Annotated in this window: 2 protein-coding genes; both read left to right on the top strand. The window is 73.6% G+C overall.

Annotated features, from left to right (window positions below; genetic code table 11):
- Nucleotides 1–787: ABC transporter permease (locus tag H5J30_RS32685; RefSeq protein WP_181791293.1), on the top strand; the 787-nt coding region annotated here is incomplete at its 5' end.
- Nucleotides 784–1,510, top strand: a 727-nt coding sequence (locus H5J30_RS32680; RefSeq protein WP_181791291.1) for an ABC transporter ATP-binding protein, incomplete at its 3' end; no start/stop codon positions are given. The genes H5J30_RS32685 and H5J30_RS32680, both read left to right, overlap by 4 nt.

Genomic DNA, 1,510 nt, shown 5'->3' with positions numbered 1-1,510 from the left:
CGTCGCCATCGCCTTCGTGGCGCTGGCCGCGCCGCTGCTCGTCGGCGCCGACGCGGACAGCGTCACCGACGCGCCGGGCACCGCGCTGGAGGATCCCGGCACCGAGTTCCCGCTGGGCACCGACCAGTTCGGCCGCTCGGTGCTCGACCTCCTCGTCTACGGGGCGCGCATCTCGCTCACCGTCGGGCTGCTGGCCGCCGCGCTGACCGTCGGCATCGGCACCCTCGTCGGGATGGTCGCCGGCCACTACGGCGGCTGGCTGTCCGGCGTGCTCATGCGCGTCACGGACTTCTTCCTCGTCATGCCGACGCTGGTGCTGGCGATCGTGCTGGCCACGGTGATGTCCCGGTCGGTCACCACCGTCATCATCGCCATCGGCGTGGCCGCCTGGCCCAAGACCGCCCGGCTGGTCCGGGCGCAGACGCTGGCCATCGAGGCGCGCCCGTACGTCGAACGCGCCCGGGCGCTCGGCGGCGGGCACACCCACATCATGCTGCGGCACGTGCTGCCGAACGTGATGCCGCTGGTCCTCGCGCAGACCACGCTGGTCATCTCCGAGGCCATCCTCACCGAGGCCACGCTCGCGTTCCTCGGCCTCGGCGACCCGCAGGTCATCTCCTGGGGCGGCATGCTCCAGGACGCCCGCGAAGCGGGCGCGATCAGCTCCGGGCACTGGTCGTTCCTGGTGCCGCCGGGCATCGCCATCGCGGTGGTCGCGCTGTGCTTCACGCTGTCCGGCCGCGCGCTGGAGTCCGTGCTCAACCCGAAGCTGGGGGTGGCGAAATGACGCTCCTCGACGTGCGCGACCTGCACGTGACGTACGGTACGGGCGCCGCGGCCGTCCCCGCGGTGCGCGGCGTCGACCTCGCCCTGGCCGCCGGCCAGAAGCTCGGCCTCGCCGGCGAGTCGGGCTGCGGCAAGTCGACGCTGGCGCTGGCGCTGCTGCGGCTGCTGCCCGCCTCGGCCCGCCTCGGGGGGGAGATCCTGCTCGACGGCGAGGACGTGCTCACCATGTCGTGGGGGCGGCTGCGCGCGGTGCGCTGGGCGGGAGCGTCCATCGTCTTCCAGGGCGCGATGCACTCCCTCAACGCCGTCCACCGCGTCCGCGACCAGATCGCCGAGCCGATCCTGCTGCACCGGCTGGAGACCTCGCCGGCCGCGGCCCGGCGGCGCGCGGAAGGGCTGCTGGAGCAGGTCGGGCTGCCGGCCGCCCGCGGCGGCGCGTACCCGCACGAGCTGTCCGGCGGGCAGCGGCAGCGCGTGATGATCGCGATGGCGCTGGCGTGCGACCCGCGGCTGATCATCGCCGACGAGCCGACGACGGCGCTGGACGTGATGATCCAGGCGCAGATCCTGCGGCTCATCGAACGGCTCGTCGCCGACCAGGGCATCAGTTTGCTGATGATCAGCCACGACCTGGCGGTGCTCTCCGACACCTGCGACCGGCTGGCCGTCATGTACGCGGGCCGGATCGTCGAGGAGGGCCCGGCGCAGCGGGTGTTCACGGCGG

The organism is Streptomyces phytophilus, from assembly GCF_013870535.1.
GTDB classification, from domain to species: domain Bacteria; phylum Actinomycetota; class Actinomycetes; order Streptomycetales; family Streptomycetaceae; genus Streptomyces; species Streptomyces phytophilus.
This window is presented reverse-complemented; position numbering and strand designations above follow the sequence as displayed.